21 protein-coding genes and 2 tRNA genes are annotated in these 21,378 nt (G+C 66.0%); 17 read left to right on the top strand and 6 right to left on the bottom strand.

Features of this window, described 5'->3' with window-relative positions; genetic code table 11:
- The first annotated feature begins 145 nt into the window (after window positions 1–145).
- The 3 genes from CHB65_RS13730 (at window position 146) to CHB65_RS13720 (ending at window position 2,898) form a co-directional block, all read left to right on the top strand.
- A complete protein-coding gene (locus tag CHB65_RS13730) occupies window positions 146–1,123 on the top strand; it encodes a transcription initiation factor IIB (RefSeq protein ID WP_089385623.1) in 978 nt (325 codons plus the stop codon).
- 208 nt (window positions 1,124–1,331) lie between these two features.
- Complete coding sequence (locus CHB65_RS13725; RefSeq protein WP_089385622.1) at window positions 1,332–1,826, top strand: universal stress protein; 495 nt, start codon at window positions 1,332–1,334, stop codon at window positions 1,824–1,826.
- Between the two features lie 91 nt (window positions 1,827–1,917).
- A complete protein-coding gene (locus CHB65_RS13720; RefSeq protein ID WP_089385647.1) occupies window positions 1,918–2,898 on the top strand; it encodes an ROK family protein in 981 nt (326 codons plus the stop codon).
- Window positions 2,899–2,951: 53 nt separating this feature from the next.
- On the opposite strand, the gene CHB65_RS13715 is transcribed toward CHB65_RS13720, so the two are convergent.
- Window positions 2,952–3,350, bottom strand: coding sequence for a DUF5790 family protein (locus tag CHB65_RS13715; RefSeq protein ID WP_089385621.1), 399 nt, complete (start codon window positions 3,348–3,350; stop codon window positions 2,952–2,954).
- 168 nt (window positions 3,351–3,518) lie between these two features.
- Between CHB65_RS13715 and rio1 the strand changes: the two genes are divergently transcribed.
- The 3 genes from rio1 to CHB65_RS18015 are packed head-to-tail and all read left to right on the top strand — an operon-like array spanning window position 3,519 to window position 5,974.
- Window positions 3,519–4,451 (top strand): serine/threonine-protein kinase Rio1, encoded by a 933-nt coding sequence (gene rio1 / locus CHB65_RS13710; protein WP_089385620.1) that lies wholly within the window; start codon window positions 3,519–3,521, stop codon window positions 4,449–4,451.
- A 16-nt stretch (window positions 4,452–4,467) separates the two neighbouring features.
- Entirely contained in the window at window positions 4,468–5,067 is a 600-nt protein-coding gene (gene rnhA, locus CHB65_RS13705) for a ribonuclease HI (RefSeq protein ID WP_089385619.1), read from the top strand.
- Complete coding sequence (locus CHB65_RS18015) at window positions 5,054–5,974, top strand: DUF7108 domain-containing protein (protein ID WP_394335418.1); 921 nt, start codon at window positions 5,054–5,056, stop codon at window positions 5,972–5,974. Before rnhA ends, CHB65_RS18015 begins: the two co-directional genes overlap by 14 nt.
- 97 nt (window positions 5,975–6,071) lie before the next feature.
- On the opposite strand, the gene CHB65_RS13695 is transcribed toward CHB65_RS18015, so the two are convergent.
- Entirely contained in the window at window positions 6,072–6,431 is a 360-nt protein-coding gene (locus CHB65_RS13695) for a PadR family transcriptional regulator (protein ID WP_089385618.1), read from the bottom strand.
- A gap of 410 nt (window positions 6,432–6,841) precedes the next feature.
- On the opposite strand from CHB65_RS13695, the gene CHB65_RS13690 reads away from it, so the two are divergent.
- Entirely contained in the window at window positions 6,842–7,375 is a 534-nt protein-coding gene (locus CHB65_RS13690) for an inorganic diphosphatase (RefSeq protein ID WP_089385617.1), read from the top strand.
- A 426-nt stretch (window positions 7,376–7,801) separates the two neighbouring features.
- Here CHB65_RS13690 and CHB65_RS13685 read toward each other — a convergent pair whose 3' ends face one another.
- Entirely contained in the window at window positions 7,802–8,623 is an 822-nt protein-coding gene (locus tag CHB65_RS13685; protein ID WP_089385646.1) for a helix-turn-helix transcriptional regulator, read from the bottom strand.
- Window positions 8,624–8,712: 89 nt separating this feature from the next.
- Window positions 8,713–9,474 (bottom strand): hypothetical protein, encoded by a 762-nt coding sequence (locus CHB65_RS13680; RefSeq protein ID WP_089385616.1) that lies wholly within the window; start codon window positions 9,472–9,474, stop codon window positions 8,713–8,715.
- Between the two features lie 268 nt (window positions 9,475–9,742).
- Between CHB65_RS13680 and CHB65_RS13675 the strand changes: the two genes are divergently transcribed.
- Entirely contained in the window at window positions 9,743–10,717 is a 975-nt protein-coding gene (locus CHB65_RS13675) for a transcription initiation factor IIB (RefSeq protein WP_218818952.1), read from the top strand.
- A 45-nt stretch (window positions 10,718–10,762) separates the two neighbouring features.
- Here the strand turns inward: CHB65_RS13675 and CHB65_RS13670 are convergent, their stop codons facing one another.
- Window positions 10,763–11,626, bottom strand: coding sequence for an SDR family NAD(P)-dependent oxidoreductase (locus CHB65_RS13670; RefSeq protein ID WP_089385615.1), 864 nt, complete (start codon window positions 11,624–11,626; stop codon window positions 10,763–10,765).
- 117 nt (window positions 11,627–11,743) lie between these two features.
- Between CHB65_RS13670 and CHB65_RS13665 the strand changes: the two genes are divergently transcribed.
- The 5 genes from CHB65_RS13665 (at window position 11,744) to CHB65_RS13645 (ending at window position 16,092) form a co-directional block, all read left to right on the top strand.
- Window positions 11,744–12,394, top strand: a complete 651-nt coding sequence (locus tag CHB65_RS13665; RefSeq protein WP_089385614.1) for a riboflavin synthase — start codon at window positions 11,744–11,746, stop codon at window positions 12,392–12,394.
- 148 nt (window positions 12,395–12,542) lie between these two features.
- The gene (locus CHB65_RS13660; protein ID WP_089385613.1) at window positions 12,543–12,740 is read left to right on the top strand and encodes a hypothetical protein; all 198 of its coding nucleotides are present in this window, start codon (window positions 12,543–12,545) and stop codon (window positions 12,738–12,740) included.
- 181 nt (window positions 12,741–12,921) lie between these two features.
- On the top strand, window positions 12,922–14,424 hold the full coding sequence (locus CHB65_RS13655; RefSeq protein ID WP_179213670.1) for a single-stranded DNA binding protein: 1,503 nt from the start codon (window positions 12,922–12,924) through the stop codon (window positions 14,422–14,424).
- A 225-nt stretch (window positions 14,425–14,649) separates the two neighbouring features.
- Window positions 14,650–15,081: a histone gene (locus CHB65_RS13650; protein ID WP_089385611.1), complete on the top strand. Its 432-nt coding sequence runs from the start codon at window positions 14,650–14,652 to the stop codon at window positions 15,079–15,081.
- Window positions 15,082–16,092, top strand: a complete 1,011-nt coding sequence (locus CHB65_RS13645) for a histone deacetylase family protein (RefSeq protein ID WP_089385610.1) — start codon at window positions 15,082–15,084, stop codon at window positions 16,090–16,092. It begins immediately after the preceding gene.
- Window positions 16,093–16,148: 56 nt separating this feature from the next.
- Here the strand turns inward: CHB65_RS13645 and cca are convergent, their stop codons facing one another.
- Complete coding sequence (gene cca, locus CHB65_RS13640) at window positions 16,149–17,639, bottom strand: CCA tRNA nucleotidyltransferase (protein ID WP_089385609.1); 1,491 nt, start codon at window positions 17,637–17,639, stop codon at window positions 16,149–16,151.
- Window positions 17,640–17,733: 94 nt separating this feature from the next.
- Between cca and CHB65_RS13635 the strand changes: the two genes are divergently transcribed.
- The 4 genes from CHB65_RS13635 (at window position 17,734) to CHB65_RS13620 (ending at window position 20,246) form a co-directional block, all read left to right on the top strand.
- Window positions 17,734–17,806: transfer RNA gene (locus CHB65_RS13635), tRNA-Asn, on the top strand.
- Window positions 17,807–17,905: 99 nt separating this feature from the next.
- A tRNA-Ile gene (locus tag CHB65_RS13630) sits at window positions 17,906–17,981 on the top strand.
- 174 nt (window positions 17,982–18,155) lie between these two features.
- The gene (locus CHB65_RS18080; RefSeq protein WP_089385608.1) at window positions 18,156–18,401 is read left to right on the top strand and encodes a DUF7563 family protein; all 246 of its coding nucleotides are present in this window, start codon (window positions 18,156–18,158) and stop codon (window positions 18,399–18,401) included.
- Window positions 18,402–18,626: 225 nt separating this feature from the next.
- Window positions 18,627–20,246 carry a DUF7845 domain-containing protein gene (locus CHB65_RS13620; protein ID WP_089385607.1) on the top strand — a complete coding sequence of 540 codons (1,620 nt, stop codon included), beginning with the start codon at window positions 18,627–18,629 and terminating at the stop codon, window positions 20,244–20,246.
- Window positions 20,247–21,378: the final 1,132 nt, after the last annotated feature.

The following is a 21,378-nucleotide window of genomic DNA, read 5'->3' as shown; positions in this document are numbered from 1 at the left end:
TGATGGCTTAAAACCATTGGACGGCACGCGGGTATTCGGCACGGTCACCTACCGGTAACCGATTAGTTATCGATCCCCGAGAACGCCGATCGGCCCCGGATCCACCGGGGTTTAAGTAAGGCATCGGGACCGAGGTTCAGGTGTGATGAGTGAGGCACGCTCGACTCGCGTTCGGTCGTACGGCTCGCAGACGGCTCGCCCCGCCGGGACTCGAGACTCCGTCGAGACGGAGCGAACGACGGATGCCCGATCCGTTCCCGAGGAGACCTGCCCGGAGTGCGGCGGACGCACGCGGATGCTGAACGCGGAGACGGTCTGTGACGACTGCGGGCTCGTCGTCGAGGCCGACCGGATCGACTACGGACCGGAGTGGCGATCGTTCGCCGACGACGCGACGGCCCCCGAGCGGACCGGCGCGCCGCTCACACGCTCGCGCCACGATCGCGGGCTCTCGACGGAGATCGGCCGCTCGACCCGCATCAAGGGGCGGAAGCGCCGTCGGCTCGCCCGGATGCGAACCCAGCACAATCGCGCGCGTATCTCCTCGAAGCGCGACCGCAACAAGGTGTATGCGTACACCGAGATCCGGCGATTGACGGGCGCGTTGGAGCTGCCGGACAGCATTCGTGATATGGCCTGTGCGCTGTTCGATTCCGCCCAGTCGGAGCGGCTCCTCCGCGGGCGGTCGATCGAGGGATTCGCCTGTGCATGCGTCTACGTCGCCTGCCGAACCGCCGACGTCCCCCGAACGGTCGCGGAGGTCTGTGCCGAGGCGAAAGCGACCGTGAACGAACACGAGGCGGCGTTCGACGCGATGAACCGCGAACTGGGGCTTCCGCTCGGGCCGACGCCACCGGCCGCCTACCTCCCGCGGTTCGCCTCCGCGCTCGATTGTGACCCGCTCGTGGAGCGCCGTGCGCGTGAACTCGCCGACCGGGCCGTCGAGGAGGGGATCGCGAACGGCCGCAATCCCGCGGGGGTCGCCGCCGGTTGTCTCTATACGGCCGGTCGGGAGTTCGACGCCGACATCACCCAGGGCGACGTCGCCGACCTCGCCGACGTGACGACGGTGACGGTCCGCCGGACCTACGTCGATCTCACCGACGAGGACATGAATTCCTGATCGGTCACGGCGTGAGTGGATCCCGTCCCCCGTGTCCCCAGCGGCGCACGCGACGGATCGTCCTCTCGGCGGTGCCGTCGTTCCTCTTTCGTGCGGTGACGTGACGAAAAACGGGTGCTCACGGCTTTACTCCGCTGTCTGTAACTTTTATTCACGGCCGAGTAAAAAATTCGACGGGCTTATCCCTCTCGGACGCCAACGAACAGGTATGAGCCAGACAGCGACGCAACGACGAACCGAATCGACCGGCATCGAAACGGTCCTCATCGCCGTCGACACCGAGGACGAAAACCGGACGGCACAGCTCACCGAGGAGGCCATCGACGTCGCGGCCCCCGTCGACGCCGCGGTCACCCTCCTCCACGTGTTCACCGAGGACGAGTTCGACGAGGTTCGGGAGGTCCTCGCGGTGGACGCCGCAAGCGAGGAGTCGAGCCCGGATGCGGTCGCGAAACGCCACACCACGACGCGAACCGTCTCCAAGGCGTTGTCGGCGGCCGACGTCGACCACGAGATCCGCGGCGCGGTCGGCGACCATGCCGACGGGATCGTCGCGGTCGCCGAGGATATCGAGGCCGACCGGATCCTCGTCGGCGGCCGAAACCGGTCGCCGACCGGCAAGGCGGTCTTCGGCAGCGTCGCCCAGGACGTGATGTTGACCGCCCCGTGTCCGGTCACGTTCGTCCGTTCGGACACGGAGTGAGGGGCTGGAGCCGAGCATTTTCGATGCCGCCCACGACGGCCGATCCCACGAAGCGGCCCGTTTAAGTGAGATGGGGACGCGGATCGGATCGATGTACTACGTGGGCGTCGACCTCGGCGCGACGAACGTCCGGGCGGTCGTCGGCGACGACGCCGGCACCATTCTCGGGTCCGACGCACGCCGCACCCCCCGCGGTCCGAACGGCATCGCGGTCACGGAAGCCGTCCTGACGGTCGTCCGTACCGCCTGCCGGGAGGCGAGCGTCGACCCGAGCGAGGTGGTCGCCGCCGGGATCGGTTCCATCGGCCCGTTGGATCTGGCCGCCGGCGTCGTCCAGCGCCCGGCGAACCTCCCGGACGTCGTCGAACGGATCCCGCTGACGGGGCCGGTTTCGGAACTGCTCGACACCGATGAGGTCTACCTCCACAACGACACCAACGCCGGGGTGATCGGCGAGCGGTTCCACAGCGAGCGCAACCCCGACGACATGGTGTATCTCACCATCTCCTCGGGGATCGGCGCGGGCGTCGCCGTCGACGGCAACGTGCTCTCGGGCTGGGACGGCAACGCCGGCGAGGTCGGCCACATGACCGTCGACCCACACGGGTTTATGACCTGTGGCTGTGGCCACGACGGCCACTGGGAGGCGTACTGCTCGGGCAACAACATCCCGAAATACGCCCGCGAGCTCCACGAGGAGGACCCCGTCGAGACCGTCCTCCCGATCGAGGACCCCGATTTCACCGCCGTCGACGTCTTCGCGGCGGCCGGCGAGGACATCTTCGCCGATCACGTCATCGCGCAGGTCGCCCACTGGAACGCGATGGGGATCGCGAACGTCATCCACGCGTACGCGCCCCTCGTCGTCAGCGTCGGTGGCGCGGTCGCGCTCAACAACCCCGAGCGCGTCCTCGATCCCGTCCGCGAGAAGCTCGCCGAGATGGTCTTTATCAACGTCCCCGAGATCCGACTCACCGACCTCGGCGACGACGTCGTGGTGAAGGGAGCGCTCGCGAGCGCGCTCACCGGCGGCACCGGGGATCGCTCACGGCTCGGCGTCGCCTCCGACTGAGGTTGACCCGTGTGCGTTCGTTGATCCGTCCCTGTCGCTTCCGTTGAGCCGACTTACTCCTCGTCGGCCGCGTCTTGCAGCGCCCCGCGGATCGCCGGAATGGTGCCGGTGAGCGAGCCGACCTCCGTCGCGGCCGCCTCGATGTCGGTCACGAGCGACTCCAGCGTCTCGATCTCGGCTTTGAGGTCGTCTGCGTCCTCGAAGGCGTCCGCGCGCTCGCCGAGGACGTACGCCTTCTTCGCCGATCGGACGTGATCCACCGCGTCGCCGACGGTTAGCGCCGATTTCAGTCCGTTGAGTACGCCGAGGACGTTGTCCGCGTCGGTCTCCCAGACGTCGGCGGCCGCCGGCAACTCCTCGCGGGCGGCCGCGAGGTGCTCTTCGACCTCCGCACGCGTCTCCGCGGCCGCCTCGCCGAACAGGTCCTCGTCGTCGAACGTGGATTGGCTCATACCCGGGAAATCGACCCGACACCTGTTAAAAACGAGCCCGAAAGCGAAAGTGAACGCGTCGGCCGATCCTTTCAGGCTGCCGTCCGATCGGTCCGGACCATCGTCCGGTCCGTCCGATTCGTCGACCGACCATCCCGCTTATACGGCGGGACGCCGACATTCGAATGAATGAGCGAGGAGTTTGGATTGCTCGAACCGGACGAGAACCCCGGTGACGAGTGGGAGGAACTCGACGTCTCCGATACGGCCGCCGACCGCATCGCCCGCCGGCAGGACCGGGAGTTCGACGAGTTCCGCAAGCGGATCAAGGACACGGAGCAGTTCAAACTCCAGGAGTCGGTCTTCGACGACGCGACGCTCGCGGCCATTTATAAACTCGTGCAGGACGGCTACGTCGACGCGTTCGGCGGTCCGGTGTCGACGGGCAAGGAGGCCAGCGTGTTCGAGGCGCTCGGCGGGCGGGCGGGTGAACGGCCCGAATCGGGGGCGCGCACGGCCGACGACGCACCGGGCCACCCCGACCGCGAGGTCGCCGTCAAGGTGTATCGGATCAACTCCTCGAACTTCCGGCAGATGCGCGACTACCTGGAGGGTGATCCCCGGTTCGAAGGGATCGCGAGCGACAAGAAGGCCGTCGTCCTCGCGTGGACGAAAAAGGAGTTCGCCAACCTCAGCCGTGCCCGCAAGGCGGGCGTGCGCGTCCCCGAACCGATCGCCGTCCAGCGGAACGTCCTCGTGATGGAACTCGTCGGCCACGCCGATGACCGCGCGAGGCGGCTCTCGGAGGTGACCGTGGAGAACCCCGAAACCGCTTACGGCGTCGTCCGCGAGTACATGCGCCGGCTCTACCGGGCGGGGCTGATCCACGGCGACCTCTCGGAGTACAACATGATCATCCACGACGGCGAGCTCGTCGTCATCGACCTGGGGCAGGCGGTGACGGTTCATCACCCGAACGCGGGCGAGTTCCTCGAACGCGACTGTGTGAACGTCGCGAACTTCTTCACCCGAGCGGGCCACTCGGTCTCCCCTGATGACCTCCGCGCGTACGTGACCGAACCGGAGCCGGATCCGACCGGGGAGCCGGAGTCGGCCCAATGAGCCCGGAGATCGACTGATGCCGACGATACCCTGTGACCCGACGGTCGCCCGCGAACGATTAGCGGCTGCGGGCGTCGAGATCGAGCCCGGGAACACCGACCACGAACGCTGGCGGGCGCGCCGTGAGGGGGCGGTCGCGGTCGCGTACGACGGGAAGGTCGTCGTTCAAGGCCGGGATCCGACCCGGCTCGTCGGGTTGCTTCAGGGGGGCGGCGGCCGCGCGCACGTCTACTTCGACGGGGCGAGCCGTGGCAATCCCGGCCCGGCCGCCGTCGGCTGGTGTCTCGTCACGAGCGACGGCATCGTCGCGGAGGGCGGCGAGCGGATCGAGTCGACGACGAACAATCGTGCGGAGTACGCGGCGCTGATCCGCGCGCTGGAGGCGGCCGTCGACTACGGATTCGAGGAGGTGGACGTCCGTGGCGACTCGGAGCTGATCGTCAAACAGGTCCGCGGGGAGTGGAACGTCAACGACCCCGGCCTCCGGGAGCGTCGGGTCCGCGTCCACGAGCTGTTGGACCGGTTCGATCGCTGGTCGCTGGTGCACGTTCCGCGGGAAATAAACGCACGCGCCGACGAGTTGGCGAACGAGGCACTCGACGATGCGACCCGATGAGGAACCACCGGAGTGGGCGAAACGAAAGGCCCGGGAGATCATGGCGGCGGAACGGACGGACCCGGAACACGGCGACGAAGCGGCGGACACGCCCGCCGACACGGCGTCGGAGGGACACCTCCCGGATGAGGCGGTCGAGGAGGCGGAACGGCTCACCCGCCTCGCCCGGGAGGCGACCGATCCGGCCGCGGCTCGAAGCTACCGTGACCGTCGTGACGCACTCGTCGAGGAGTACGACTACACGCCACGGCTCCGTGAGGAGGACGATACCCTGGTGTTGTATCCGTCCGAGTGGGTCGAGGGCGGCACCGTCCAGTTGGACCGGGTCGAAGACACCGATCGGGCCGTCGAGGTGTCGCTGTCGGGCCCCGGCGACGCGGACCGCTATCGGGAGGTGGCGGCGTACAACGACGCGATCGCGGCCGTCGTTGCCGCGGCGGTCGCCGAGGCCGTCGACGGGGATCGTTCGCTCGCGGAGGGAGCGGGCGAGGATGCGGGATCGCTCGCGCCGGTGGAGTCGCTTGCGGATCTCGACCCGATCGCCAACGCGGACCCGGCCGTGGCGAGGGCGCACGCCGAGAACGCCCGCCGGTTCGCGACGTTCATGAGCAGCCACTACGTCCGCCCCGTCGACGAGGCGACGCCGGCGACCCGCGCGGAGTTCCGTGAGGAGTATCTCCCACGCAACGGCTGGCCGACCGAGACACAACTCGAGGTCGTCGAGGAGTCGCTCGCGCTGATAGCGGACGTGACGGCCGATGTCGACGTGGCCGACGTGACGGCCGATATCGACGTGGCCGACGTGACGGCCGATATCGACGTGGACGCGGTGGTCGATAGGGATGGAACGCCCGCGCTCGGCGATCCATCGGATACGGACGGGGCGACCAGTCCGGAAACCGAGTGAGCCGGTGCGGCCGCTGTCGACGATGTGAATGCGCGGCGAGCGCCGCGCCGTGTGACAGAACCGATCGCGTCTCGATACGCCGGATGTGGCCGTCCGCTTACGCCTGTCGGTCGACGATCTCGCGCACGTCGTTCGCGCGGTCATCGTCGGTCACGAAGCGCTTGAGAACCCACTCCAGCCGGCCAAGGACGACGTCATACCCGTCGGCGGTCAGCTCGTACTGGTTCGTCCGCTTGTCGAGTTCGCTCTTCTCGACGAAGCCCATCTCGACGAGATCATCCAGGTTTGGATAGAGCCGGCCGTGGTTTACCTCGGCGTCGTAGTATGCCTCGAGTTCGCGCTTGATCGCCAGCCCGTACATGGGCTCTTCGGCGAGGATCGCGAGGATATTTTGCTGGAACGCGGTCAAATCACGGGCCGCAGTCGACGCCTCGGTGACAGCTTGTGCCTCTGACATAGCTGCTGAAATGTCACCCGGACATATAACGTTTCTCAAGAATCGTCACGATTTGATTCGTTATCCCTGCTGACAAACGGTGACGAGACGTTCGAACACGCGCAGTGTGTCGAAAATTCAGCTGACGAACCTGCCGATCCGGATCATGGATATTTCGGAACGTTGTCGTATCAATCGAAAAATCGTTACTTTTGGGAAACCTCCGTCGATGATTCATAATTGTGCGACTCTCACCCATCCCTGCAACATGCGCTGCGGGAAGTCGGGGCGGGTCCGCGGGAGTCACGCTGATATCCGTCTGGTTTGCTCCCGACCAACTGACGCACCGCTGTGACGCCGATTCGACCCTCGTTCATCCTCGAACTGCGACCCGAAAGGGCTTTGATGACCTTGACCGGACGGGAACACATATGACGAACCTCTGGGAGGACCTCGAGACGGGACCGAACGCACCCGAGGAGATCTACGCCGTCGTCGAGTGTCTCAAAGGCGATCGCAACAAATACGAATACGACAAGGACATTCCCGCGGTCGTCCTCGACCGGGTGCTTCACTCGAACGTCCATTATCCGGCCGATTACGGCTTCATTCCGCGCTCGTATTACGACGACGGCGACCCCTTCGACGTGATGGTGTTGGTCGAGGATCGGACGTTCCCCGGCTGTGTCATCGAGGCGCGTCCCGTCGCGTTGATGCGGATGGACGACGACGGCGAACAGGACGACAAGGTGATCGCGGTCCCGATAGAGGACCCCCGATTCGATCATATCGAGGACCTTGCGGATATCCCCGATCAGACCCGTGCGGAGATCGACGAGTTCTTTTCGACGTATAAAAACCTCGAGGCGGGCAAGGAGGTCGAGACGCTGGGCTGGGAGGACAAAGCCGCCGCCAAGGACGCTATTCGTCACGCACAGGACCTGTACGCCGAACACTTCGGCTGACGCCGTCGCGCATCGGCCGCCCTCGAACTTGCCCCCGACCGTGGACCGTTCCTCGCGCGTCCCGACCGATGACGGACGATGACGAACCTCCACGCTCACGCCCCGAACATTCGTCCGGGGAGTTCCGCCGACCGCGTGGATGCGTCCCGCTCATGGATATGTCCTCGATGCATACCCCGCGGCTCCGGCCATGCATTATGCACATGGGTAATTTTTAGATGGTGGAGCGCCTCCTTTCTCCCGTTATGGCCGCACGCTCCAGCTCGTTCGGTATCGCCCATCCAACCGTCGTCCCGACCAACTTCGACCCGCGCGAGACCCCCGGTTCGAAGGAGGAGGACGAGTCGCGCTGAGGCGGTCGGCGCCGAGGGAACGCCTCGATCGGTCGTCGATGTCGTCGGCGAGTCGCTGATGGTCGCTTTTGGGTCACATCGTCGATGATCGGTTTTCAGTCATCCCGTCGATGACCTCGGTGAGCGGTTTCGCCCCGTCACAGTATCGTTCGAATCGCTCCTCGGCCCACGTACGGACTATCGGATCGCGGGACTCGAAGACACACCGTGGACTGTTTCGGTCGTCGTGTGTGACGACACAGACGTGATCGCCGCGTGTGAAGAGCCCGTACTCGACCGGCTCCGCGGCGACGAGGACCGTCGCGTCCTCGTCCTCCAGCGCACGTTCGGTCGCCGAGGTGAACTCCGCGACCGACGCCGCCATGACCTCCTTGTCGATCACGAGCCGGATCCGTGCCCCGTGATCGAGGGTACCGGCTGCGGCCTCGTTGTATCGGCGCGTGACGATGGGTGAGATGGCCTGTACCTCCTCACCAGCCGCCTCGCGGATGATCTCGACGACCCGGTCGACCGCAGCGAGCGGGTCGCGGCCGTCCGCGACCGTGAGTTCGCCACATGTGAGTCCCTCGGCCGGGAAGCCGGCGTCCGCACGCTCGAGGTCGGCGGCGAACCGCCCCACCCGGTCGGCCAGTTCGACCTCCTCCAGTAACGATTCATAGGCGTCGTGGACACGCTCGCCGGCGGGCGTCATGTGATAGTCGCCTTCGCGTGTAACCACCCAGCGTCGCTCACGAAACCCCGCGAGGACGCGTTGGACCGTCGTCCGCGTCGCTTCGATCTCGTCGGTGATCGCCGCCGGTCGGCGCGGCTCCCGACGGATCGTTCGCAGGATCGCGACCCGCGCCGGCGACCCGGAGAGATAGCGTATCCCGTCGCGTGGGTTCTCCTCCGACATCATTCGCCCTATTTATACACCGGGGGGCTGTTAACGGTATCGTCGTCGTTTGTGCCCGACATCGCCGTTCGATGTGTACGCGCGTCCACTCAGTTCGGCTCCGTCGGCGTCGAACACCGCAGACAGAGCGTCGTGTTCGCCACGTAGTTGACGTCGTCCGACCCACACGCCGGACAGATGAACCGACCGGTCCGATACTCCGTGGATCCCCGCGGCGCGTGGAGCTTTCCGTTCGACACGCGCGCCCGAGCGAGGGCTTGCATCCGTGACCGTTTAACCGCGACCCGTCGGGTCAGCGCATCTGGGCCGCCCCCGCCGTGGAGATCGTCCCAGGAGAGGTCGTCGGGCCGTGAGAGGTGCGTGCACAGCTCCGTGCCGGCCTGGAGGAACGGCCGTCCGGTCTCCGCGGCGGGTGCGTCGAGGTCGAGGGAGTCGTACGCCCGTACGGCTCGATCGTAGGCCGCCTCCGCCCGTTCGCCGTCGTCGATGACGGCCCGAAGATCGCCGACGAACTCGTTGCAGACCGCCCGTTCGACGGGCGTCTCGAGCACGTGATCGCGGAGTTCGCCGGCGACGACGATCCCCTCGGCGACGGGCGCGTCCGCCCGCGTCTCGGCTCCGGCGATCCGGTGACAGACCGCCGCGGTCGCGAACGCCGCGAGCGCCCATCCCGCCCGTGACCGTTCGACCGCTTCGTACGCCCCGAGCCCGGCCGGGCCGTGTCCGGCGAGGATGGCTCGCGCCGCGGTGGTGTACGCTTCGGCGGCGACATCGTGGCGTTCGGCAGCCAGGGCGTGTATGGCACGATCCCGTGGATCCATCGTCTTCCTCGTGGCCGTCGTCTCGTCCATATCATCACGAGGGAACGCGTTCGGATAACCCCGTGGCCGAACCGGGTCGTCCGGACGCTCCGTGTCCCGATCGATGTCGTTTCGAGGAGGGGTCCCCGCGCGCTTCCGAACGAAACCAAAAACAGTTACTAAAAAGCCAAAAACACCTGTTCAGAAATCAAAAAAATTTATCAATCTGAGCGGAGTAGGGATGCAACATGGTGTGGCTGCACCCATCCGACCCCGTGTCGCCACGGGCGGGCACCGAACGACTCCGGGGTGAAACGCGGTGACCGCCGAGAGCGGTCCGTCACGGATTCGGGAGCGCGATCGCACGGGCGGGACGAGTGAAACCTCCACGACCCGCGCGGCCGCCGGCGAGCGCTGCCCCGAGTGTGACGGCGGACTCGTCGTCGCCGAGGAGGCGGCGGAGCTCCACTGTGCGGAGTGCGGGCTGGTCGTCGACGCAGACCGGGTCGATCACGGTCCGGAGTGGCGGGCCTACGACGACTCACAGCGCACGGAGCGCTCCCGCGTCGGCGCGCCGGCGACCGAGCTCATCCACGACCGTGGGCTCTCGACGGACATCGACTGGCGCGACCGCGACGCGGCCGGTCGAGTCCTCTCGGCGGAGCGACGCGCCGAGATGCGCCGGCTCCGCACGTGGCACGAGCGATTTCGCACTCAGGATGCAGAGGATCGGAACCTGAAGTACGCGCTCGGGGAGATCGATCGCATGGCTTCCGGACTCGGTGTCCCACGTTCGACGCGCGAGACCGCCTCGGTCATCTATCGCCGCGCGCTGGACCAGGGGTTGCTTCCCGGTCGGTCGATAGAGGGGGTCGCCGCGGCGGCGCTGTATGCGGCGACGCGGCTCGACGGGATCGCCCGCAGCATCGACGAGGTCGCGACCGTAAGCCGGATCGACGCCCTCGAGATCGAGCGCACCTACCGCTACATCAACCGCGAACTGTCGCTCAAGGTCCCGCCGACCGACCCGAACGAGTACGTCGGCCGATTCGCCTCGGCGCTCGACTGCTCCGATGCCGTCACCCGGCGCGCACGCGAACTGGTCCGGGCGGCGACGGATGCGGGCGTCCATAGCGGCCGCCATCCCGTCGGGATCGCGGCGGCGGCGCTGTACGCGGCGGCGACGATCGAGGACGTGACCATCACCCAATCGGACGTCGCCGAGGCGGCAGACGTGAGCGAGGTCACCATCCGCAACCGGTATCGGGAGGTCCTCGACGCGTATCGGGACTGATCGATCCGCTGGCTCACGGTCGGGCCGGTTCGCCTCTCGCCCCGCTTATCGCCGTCTGTCGATCCATCGACCGAGTCTCCCGTCGGGCATTCCCGACCGGACGAGCCGGTCGAAGGCTCCGGTCGGAAGGATCGCGCCGACCCGTGGCAGCCACCGCGCCCGTGCCCCGACGCGGTAGCGGGCCCTCGGTCGGCGCGTCGTCGTCGCGGTCACCACTCGCGTCGTGACCGTCTCCGGTGGAACCGACTCCGGTGCGTACGACTCGAAGGCCCGATAGACGTCCGTATACGGCGATCCGTCCGGCCGGCGTGGTTCCCGATCCCCGTCGTTCGTCCCGATCGCCTCACGCAACGCGGTCGCCGCCCGCTCGTTGAATCCCGTTCTCGTCGGCCCCGGTTCGATGAGCACGACATCGACGTCGTGAGCCCGGAGTTCGCGTCTGAGCGTCGTTGCGTACGCGGCGAGTCCCGCCTTCGCGGCGCTGTACCCGCCGTGAAACGGGAGCGGCACGCTTCCGGCCATCGATCCGACGATGACGACCCGGCCCGACCGAGCCCGGAGCGTCGACAACAGGGGCTGGACGACGGCGTGGACGGCGACTAGGTTCGCCTCGAGGTGTTCACGCAGCCGCTCGGGCGAGCAGTCCTCCACCGCGCCGAGGGAATACCACCCCACACAGCTCACGACGGCGTCCGCCGCGACTCCCTCCACGGCCGCGGCGGCATGCTCCTCGTTCGTCAGGTCGACGACCGTCGCCTCCAGCGCCTCCGTGTGATCGACCGACTCACGCAGGGAATCGAGCCCGTCCGCGTCGCGATCGAGCGCCACGACCTCGTGACCGGCGTCGAGGAATCGGCTCACCGCCCGCCGACCGATGCCGCCCGCGGCCCCCGCACACACGATCCGCATGCTCGCCGGTTCGGTCTCCGCGTGGATACGTCCTCGGGTCGGTGCCGTCCGCAAGGCGTGCCGCGACCCCGATCCCGAACCCGGAAGGCTTTGTGTCGGCCGCCCCCCGGTTCGGGTATGTTCACCGGTATCGTCGAGGGAACCGGCGTCGTCTCCGAGCGAACCGAGACGGACGACGGACTGAGGCTCCGTATCGACGTTGCGGGACTGGGATTCGATGCCCTGACACACGGCCAGTCGATAAGCGTCAGTGGCGTCTGTCTCACCGTCGAGCGGCACGGAAACGCGACCGTCAGCGCGGCCGACGGGGGACCGGACGACCTGTCCGCGGCCGGTCCGGCGTCGTGGTTCGAGGTGTTCCTCGCGCGCGAGACGGTCGACCGGACCTATCTCGGCGACGTCAGCGAGGGCGACGTCGTCAACGTCGAGCGGGCGATGCCCGCGGACGGGCGCTTCGACGGGCACCTCGTTCAGGGCCACGTCGACACCGTCGCGACCGTGACCGGGATCGACCGGGTCGGCGAGGACTGGCGATTCACCTTCTCGATCCCGGACGGTCATGGCCGCTATCTGGTTCAAAAGGGGTCGGTCACGCTCGATGGAATCTCGTTGACGATCGCCGACCGCCGGGACGGGGAGTTCGACGTCGCGATCATCCCGACGACCTACGCTCTGACGACGCTTTCGGACAAGGACGTCGGCGACCCCGTTCACTTGGAAGTGGACGTGATCGCGAAGTACGTCGAACGGATGGTCGACGGCTACTGAGCGGCCGACCGCTCGCCTTCCTTTTCAAAACCGCTCATCACCGAGCGTCCGGCTCGCCATATCCCGACGATCGTGGGGACGGTTCGCTCACCACGTGTTCACATGCTTCCCGTAACCTACTTCACAACTCGAACCTAACTACAATATAATGGCAAACACTCGAACGAGAATCAAGAATATCTTCGAGAGTCGTTTCGATCGGATAATCACCTCGGCCGACGGAGCCCTCTACCCGTTCGAGGCGATCGGGATCCAGTCGGCGCAGTATCTCGGCGCGGAGTCGACCGACCCACGGACCTCCATCTCGGTCTCCTCGGACGGCTACGTCGTCGAGACGAAGAACTGATCGGCAGGCAACCTTTTTATCCGAAACCGAGACGATCCTCCCCTGTGATCGCCTATAGTGAACCGCTCTCGGATCGCCGTCGTCACGGCTCTCATCGTCGCCGGCGAGCGCGCGATTCACCCGCGAGAACCGGGCAAGGACAACGCTTATGCGAGGGCTCGCCAACCGACGAGGTAGAGTTATGGGAGTGATCGAGGACGTCTATGAGGACCTCGACACCGACGTGGACATCGAGGCGTTCAGGGCGGCCGTCGAGGACAAAGTCGAACAGATGGGCGGCCTCGCGGACGAGGAGACGGCCGCGATGCTCATCGCCCACGAGCTACAGGACGCGGAGGCCGAGACCATCGCCGACATCGAACCGGGCATGAACGAGGTGAAGTTCCTCGGGAAGGTGACCGCCATCGGCGACCTCCGGACCTTCGAACGCGACGGCGAGGACGCCGAGGGCCGCGTCTGTAACGTCGAGATCGCCGACGCCTCCGGCTCGGTCCGTGTCGCGCTCTGGGACGAGATGGCGACCGCCGCCGTGGAGGAGCTCGAGGTCGGACAGGTCCTCCGGGTGATGGGCCGCCCGAAGGAGGGATACAGCGGGCTGGAGGTCAGCGCCGACAAGGTCGAACCGGACGAGGACGCCGAGGTCGACGTGCAGGTGCTCGACACCTATCGCGTCGAGGACCTCACGCTCGGTGCCTCCGACGTCGACCTCGTCGGCAAGGTGCTCGACACCGGCTCCATGCGCACCTTCTCGCGTGACGACGGCTCGGAAGGACGGGTCGCCAATCTGACCGTCGGCGACGAGACCGGCCGGGTCAGGGTCACGATGTGGGACGACAAAGCCGACCTCGTCGAGAAGTTCGAGGCGGGCGAGACCGTCGAGGTCGGCGACGGCTACGTCCGCGAGCGCGACGGCGACCTCGAACTGCACGTCGGCGACCGTGGGACGGTCGAACGCGTCGACGAGGACGTCGAGTACATTCCGGAGACGACGCCCATCGCCGAACTGGAGATCGACCAGACCGTCGATATCGCCGGCGGCGTCATCGAGAGCGACCCGAAACGGACCTTCGATCGCGATGACGGCTCGGAGGGGCAGGTCCGCAACGTCCGGATCAAAGACGACACCGGCGAGATCCGCGTCGCGCTGTGGGGCGAGAAGGCCGACGCCGACATCGACCTCGCCGACCACGTCGTCTTCGCGGACGTCCTGATCAAGGACGGCTGGCAGGACGACCTCGAGGCGTCCGCGAACTGGCGCTCGACGGTCTCCGTGCTCGACTCCCCGCCGGCCGGATCGAACAGCTCGGAGGCGACCGACGGTTCGGCCGAGGCGTCGGCCGGTAGCGCCACCTCGGCGACCACCGGTACCGAGACGGGCCTCGGTGCGTTCGGTTCAACAAACGGCGGCGCCGACGATGCCAGTTCAGCCGACACCGAAACGGGTGCCGTGGCCACTGCGACCGTCGATGGCGACACCGATGGGACCGCGGTGACCACCGCGGCTGACGGGACGGACACCGTCGAGTTCACCGGGACCGTGGTGCAGGTCGGCGACCCCGTCATCCTCGACGACGGCACGCAAACGAAACGGGTCGAGACGGACGCGACCCTCCGGCTCGGCGAGGAGGTCACCGTCCGTGGCCCCGAACGGAACGGGACGATCCACGCCGCCGACGTCTTCTGAACCCGGCTGTCGGCGATTCTCCTCCCCGGCGTTCTCCTCCCCGGCGTTCTCCTCTCCGGCGTTCTCTTCCCCGCCGTCCCTCGTCGACTCCCCTCGCCGTCACCCGGCCAAACCCGGCCCGGGATGGCTTTCCGAGAGCGCCTCAACGGACTCGATGACCCGCCTCGACCGTCCAGAGGGCGCCTAACGGAAAGCGTTATACGCTGGACGGACGCGTGTGTGTGTATGAGTGTCGAGTTGCCGTTCGCGCCGGTCGATCAGATCATTCGGCGGAACGCGGGCGAGCTCCGCGTGAGCGCGGACGCCGCCGAGGAGCTGGCTCGACGGATCCAGACACACGGCGCGGAGCTGGCCATCGACGCGGCCGAGCGGGCGACCGCGGATGGCCGGAAGACGCTGATGGCGTCCGACTTCGGCGTCGAGCAGGTGATCGCCCGGGACCGTTTGACGCTCCCCGTCGCCCCGGTCGACCGGATCGCTCGGCTTCGGATCGACGATCGGTATCGGGTCGGCGTCGACGCCCGGATCGCCTTGGCCGACATCCTCGAGGACTACGCGGACAACGTCGCGAGCGCGGCGGCGACGCTCGCGCGACACGCCGACCGACGAACCGTACAGGCGGAGGACATCGAGACGTACTTCGCGCTCTTCGGGTAGATGCGCTTCGGCTACAGCGAGCGGTGTCTCGCACACGACACGGGCGAACGACACCCTGAGACGGCCGACCGGCTCCGCGCGATCCGGCGCGGGCTCGCACGGCGTCACAGCGTCGAGTACACCGAGAGCGACCCCGCCGACCGTGAGGCGATCGTCGCGGTTCACGACGAGGGATACGTCGACGAATTGGAGTCGTTCTGTGCGGACGGGGGCGGTAACTGGGACCCCGACACCGTCGCCGTCGAGGCCACGTGGGACGCGGCGCTCACCTCCGCGGGGCTCTCACAGTGGGCCGCTCGGGAGGCGCTCACCGGCGCGACCGGGCGGGAGACGCCCTTCGCGCTCGGTCGGCCGCCCGGCCATCATGCGGTCCCCGCCGACGCGATGGGCTTCTGCTTTTTCAACAACGCGGCGGTCGCCGCCCAGACGGTGCTCGATGACGGGCTCGCAGAGCGCGTGGCGATCTTCGATTGGGACGTGCATCACGGCAACGGGACCCAGGACATCTTTTATAAACGCGACGACGTGTTTTATGCCTCGATACACGAGGACGGGCTCTATCCGGCGACGGGAGCGATCTCCGAGATCGGCACCCGCGATGGCGAGGGAACGACGCTGAACGCCCCACTTGCAGCCGGTGCCGGTGATCCTGACTTCCTCGCCGTAATCGATGAGGTGCTCGGGCCTGCACTCGACCGCTTCGACCCCGATCTCCTCATCGTCTCCGCGGGGTTCGACGCGCACCGACACGACCCGATCTCGCGGATGCGGGTCTCATCGGAGGGATACGCGCTCATGACCGATCACGTTCGGTCGATCGCCGACCGGGTCGACGCCGCGGTCGCGTACGTCCTGGAGGGCGGCTACGGGCTCGACACGCTCGCGGACGGCGTCTCGATGGTCCACGAGACGTACGACGGCCGATCCCCGATCGCCCCCGATGACGACCCCGACCCGAAAACCGAGGCGATTATCGAGGACCTGCGCTCACGGCTCGGTCTCGCCGACTGAGTCGAACGTGTCGGGGAGGTGAGGCACGTACCGAACGGTCCGGCTCGTCCTGCCCGCTACGGGCGCGGCTCGTAGAACCCCGCGAGTGCGACCCCGAATCGGTCCGCGAGGGTCGTGACGGCGTCGCCGACGAGCACCTCCCGATCGAGGAACTCCCGTTCGATGTGTGCACCGAGCGCGACGTCGGTCGCGGCGTCGCTTTCGAGGTACTCGCGGACGGTCGTGAACTCACGTTCTCGCTCGACGACGTACCTGTCCCCCTCGATGAAGGGGCCGTAGGTGTCGGGGTCGACGTCGTCGGCGTAGGCGGCATAAAACCCCTCCGCGTGGCTCCGGACCGCGAGCGGCGGCCCCTCGTGACGCTCGACACGTGGGCGTTCCGTCACCGCCAACTCGGCGTACAGCATCGCCAGCCCTCGGTCGGCGCGGTTGGGTCGCGTATCGTCGCTCGTTCCGGATCCCCCCGGATCATCCGTAATTCCGTCCGTTCCGGAACCGCCGTCGTCCTGGAGCACGGTCGCCGCCGCATGCAACGCGGCGTCGTGCCGGTCGTCGACCATCGCCTCCGCCCGCAGCACGTCGAAGCCGTGCGCGTTCAGCCCGCGGACGACGCCGTCGAGCGATCGTTGGAGCTGTGGCCACAGTTGATCGTCGACGAGGTCGGGCGCGTCGAAGACGACGGCGACCGGGGTCGCCCCGCGCCGGGTGAGATGCTCCCGGACCCTCGCGGCGTCGAGCGGTTCGGGGACCGTTCGTTCGAAGGGCTCTTCTCGGGGATTTTCGAGGAAGTCCCGTGCGTAGTGTTGCAGTCGTGCGAGGTTCGCCGGCGAGAGCACGGCGGCGACGTTCCGGGTGGGATCCGTTGGGTCGACGACGACGAGCGGGTCCTCGAAGGTTCGCTCGGCGTGTCCCTCGGGGTCGAACTCGACCGGCGGATGCCAGCTCCGTGCGGACTCGATGAGCGGGAGGAACCCGCCGAGTTCGACGACGAGCAGCTCCGTGAGGTAACCGGAGAACCCCTCGGTGCGGAGGTCGCTGCCGTACGCGCCGATCCCTTTTAAAAAGGCCTTGGTGAGGACGACGTCCTCGGCGAGGTCGTCGTCGAGTCGCTCTCGGAGGTAGGCGTCGTGAAACGGGGTGCGGTCGACGGCGGAGATGAGGTCGGCGGCCGACGGCACGGCATAACAGGGCACGAGGTCGACGGAGAACCCCTCGTGTTCGCCCTTCACGTATGGGTGTTCGGCGTACTCCTCGTGGCCGTCGGGAAGGACCGCGTGGCCGACCATGAGGCCATAGCGCTCAAGCTCCTCGCGATTGAGGTCGGGCGGGAACCGAACGAAGAGGTCGATGTCACGGTCGCCGGCGACCCACGTTCCGCGGGCGGTCGAGCCCACCTGGACCACGTCGGCGTCGACGGGGAGGTCGGCGATGGCCTCGTGGGCCGCCTCGGTGAGCGCGTCGGCGACCTCGCGGAGCCGCTCGCGTTCCGCATCGCCGGGGATCACCCGTTCGCGGACGTGTGCGAGGACCGTCTCGAGTTCGCTCATGGCCGGAATTCTCGGGGTTCAGCCGAAAGCGTGTCGGTGTCGCGGGGTGGAAACGAAAGCCCTATCAAAACTACCCGAGTACGGGGGGATACGGGCCGAAGTAGCTCAGTTGGTAGAGCGCCTCGCTGTTAACGAGGCGGTCCCAGGTTCGAGTCCTGGCTTCGGCGCGTTTTCCGCTCCCCACTCCGCCACCGTCGGGTATCCGCCGCGGACGACCCGCGCGGATCCGGTATGCTAAAGGGCGAACCGCCGGTATCGACGTGTACGGGCCTTTAGCTTAGTCTGGCTTAAAGCGCTCCGCTCATAACGGAGTGATCGCCGGTTCAAATCCGGCAAGGCCCATCAAGATTCTACGCGATTCGTGGCCGAAAGAGGAAACGCCGTTAGCGGCATCCTCGTATGTCTGAAAGGCCCGAATTCAGATTGGACTGAACCCCTTCGTTCGGGAGAGCCCGTTAAAGATCTTGTTGGCCCCCCTTGCCGTCCTGCGAAAAGTATAGTGTACGGGGGCTGTCGATGATCCGGCTTATTCCCGCTGAGCGGGCCGCATCAGCCTGCTTATCGTGTAATTCGCACGTCTCGGATGATTTCCGCCGGGTCCACGGTGACGATGACGATCGAGCCCATCGCTGTCCCGAGTGTGACACCTGGGTTCGTATCTGTGAGGGGAGTGCCGCCGGTCGGGACGTTCCCACGCCGGACCCACGAACGCACCCGGCGCGGAACGGCGGGGAGCCGTGGAACGGAGGGCTGTCCGGATGACGCCCTTCGTGCGGGCGAGCCGATTGTACGATCCCGCCCACGGCCCACGAGCCCACGCCTACGATGCCGCTCGACTTCGTTGGCAGCGTGACGCCGACCGGAGGGGTCGATGAGTAGCGTGAATCTCCCCACCTGCGGGAGCTGTGGAGTGGCTCGTCCATCTGTCCGAGATCGCGGTGATGGGCTCGAATGCGCCGGCTGTTACCTCGATCGGGAGGATCGTCGATGAAGGCCGTCGAGACGGCCCCACACGAGTACTCGGCGAACTACGTGTATCCCGATGGGCTTGGGCCGTGGTTCGGTGCGGCGCGGCTGTGTGATGCCACAGGAAGCCGACGCGGAAGCTTCCGGCTCGACGGCGAGACGTGGCGGGTCACCCTCTCGTTTCAGGAGTCCGGGCTCGCCCCGCCCGAAGGCGGCGAGACACGGGACGGAACGCGCGTCGAGTTCGAGACGATCCGCGAGTTTCGGCTCAACGCCGTCCGCGACGACGACGTGGGCGAGAAGAAGGTGAAGGCGCTCATCCAGCCCCGGTGGTATGGGCTCGAATCGAAGAGCGGCAAGAAGGCCGCCCGTCCCCTGTGGGAGCTGGGCGACGCGGTAAACGTTCGCGTTCGAGCAGCGAACGTCGAGTTCAATCGCGTCGAGACGATCATCCAGCGGGCTGCCGGTGCGGTGACGCTCGATCCGATGTACTTCACGAACCGTTCTCCGGACTATTCGGTCGTCACCGATGCCGCGCGATATGTTCGGCTTCACCGCGGCGTTTCCGGTCCGGTCCACGCCCGCGAGGGACCAATCGCCCGGATGGGTCATCTCCTCGAAAGCGATCGCGAGGGATACCGGAAGATCGTTCAGGACGACACCGAACGCGCGGGCTACTATCACACGGTGACTCTCGGGCAGCGACGAATCCGCGAGTGCTTCCCCGACCACGAGATCCCGAAGGAGTTGAAGCACTACTACGCACGAAACGCCGAATCGATGCCCGACGACCACCCGCTCGCACACCCGAAGGTAGAGGCGTCGTATCAGTCGAGTCGGTGGGACGAAACACTTCGACCGGCCGATCACGATCGACTCTCGACCGAACTTGAGGAGGCGGTACTCGCGACGATCAACGAGGCGGGCCTGCCGACACAGCCGCTCGATGACGACGGGCCCGGCCGTGGGCGGACGTACGTCCCCGACGCATACTTTCTCGCCGAGACGGTCGACCGATCGCGGGTGCTGTCGCTTCAGTTGGAGCGGGTCGAGAGCGACCAGCGGAACGTGGTCGTTCGACAGCTCGCCAACGGGCTTTCGCCGGTCGAGTGGGATTCGCTTCAGACGCTCGTCTCCGACGGCGGCAGGGTGTCGCCTGCGGAGATCGCGGACGAACACGACTGGCACCCCGACAGCGTGCGGCGTGGGCTCCGGCGAATCGAGGATATGGTGGTCCGCGAACAGGGCTCGGTCGCGCTCCGGTCACACTACGTCGCCGAGCAGGTCGTCGAGGCGCTCAACGCGGCTCGCGAGGGAGTTCGGAACGCACTCGGTACAGCAGCGAACGCGGTCGAGAACGCCGAACGGCAGGCGCTCGACGAGCGGACCGACGAGCTGATCGCGTTCTGCCAAGCGAACGGGATTCACGTCGACGAGCGCGAGGCGCGGCTTCGCGTTCGGATGGGGAACCTCGCGGGCGAGTCCTGGGCCGAGCTGGTGACCCGGCTGAAGCGGTACTGGGTCGCCGCCGGGCGGGACCCGGAGCGGCTGAAGGATGCAGAGACCCACTATCGCGATGAAGCCGGACCGAAGATCCGGCCGGCTCGCGGTGCGTGGGGGAGGGGTCAGACTCTCCGGTAACGCGGCCCCTCGTGAGTGGCAACGCTATTCTGACCCTGATTTAGCGACTCTTTTCACCGGTTTTCGACGGCTGAGCGGTGGCTCTCGACGACGATCTCGGCGCGAGCCCATGCCCATCGACAGCTCGACGAGCTGCTCGCGCCGGCGGATCGACACCGGGGGGTCGGTCGCCGGTTAGGGGTGTGGCTAAGGCCACATTTTCTAAGGGACCGCACCACTCGCGTCGAGCGATCAAAAAATGTCAAGGGTGAGAATAGTATCAGTCGCTAAACAGTCAGCGCATTTCCGTTCATGACCTGAGGCCACTCGCGACGCTCTTCAAAACCGGGGAAGAGTGCGCCGGTAGTGTTCCAGAACGACCCGAGTGTCAACGTGCACGTCATAAGGGCTCTGAGAGGTCCCCTAGATAAATTATGAGTCTCGCTTATGGAGTCTGCCCAACGTTTATTTTGCCCTGGATCCAGAATAGGACATGTCACTCCTCTTTCCTCCCGAGCCAACTAAAGAGCGTATAAAAACATGGGGCTGCGTATAATGTTGGAGTAGCTGACTATTGAGGATCTGATTCGACAGATGAAGTTCTTGTCGCTAAACATGGAATGATTGAGCACTTATCCACACCTTGGAAGGGATATTATATACCTCGGCAAGACTTTTCCAGTGCCTGTGATGCGGCAAACCACATTATGAAAGGTGTTACCTTGGTAAGACAGATTGGATAGTGGTCATCGAACGGATAGAGAGCGCTCTAGACACTCACATAAGGTAGGCAATGTTCTTGTTTTGAAGTTTATCTAAATTATTCACTTATTCTCCATAAGACAGCTGAAACGACGACCGTAGAGTATACAATAGGAAGAGTAAACAGTCCAACAGTAATGGTGCCTATAACGTTTTGGGCGACGAACAAGTTTAGGAGAAAAACAAATGCGGCTATTCCCGCAGAGATATTTAGAACTACTAGGCAGGTTACGATTAGTAATGCCCATACATTTTCTGGAAGAACATATCTCAAGGAATTTTGGATAGCTCTACTTTCGGTACTTCACGAATGACGTAATCGGTCAGATTGAATCGTCGAATTAACCACGAGAAAGTGTCTGGTTCTGGATGTGTTTGAGATCCCTGAACC

Source organism: Halorubrum vacuolatum, assembly GCF_900188065.1.
Taxonomy (GTDB): Archaea; Halobacteriota; Halobacteria; order Halobacteriales; family Haloferacaceae; genus Halorubrum; species Halorubrum vacuolatum.
The sequence above is the reverse complement of the archived record's forward strand: the minus strand, read 5'-3'. Positions and strand labels throughout refer to the sequence as shown.